Here is a 273-nt window from a genome sequence, read left to right on the forward strand (position 1 = left end):
GGTTGATATTCCTGTACCACCTCTTTATCGTTTGAGCAATGGGGGGACGCAGGAGGATAGGGTAAGCGCGCTGTTGGATATGCGCGTCTAAGCAGTTAGGCTGAGAGGCAGGCAAATCCGCCTCTCACATAAGGCTGAGCTGTGATAGCGAGGGAAATTTAGTACCGAAGTTCCTAATTCCACACTGCCAAGAAAAGCCTCTAGCGAGATAAAAGGTGCCCGTACCGCAAACCGACACAGGTAGGCGAGGAGAGAATCCTAAGGTGAGCGAGA

General features: G+C 51.6%; 1 rRNA gene. It reads left to right on the top strand.

What is annotated here, in order from left to right:
* Positions 1 to 273, top strand: a 23S ribosomal RNA gene (locus M3610_RS27710); the annotation flags it as partial.

The organism is Neobacillus sp. MER 74 (assembly GCF_023714155.1).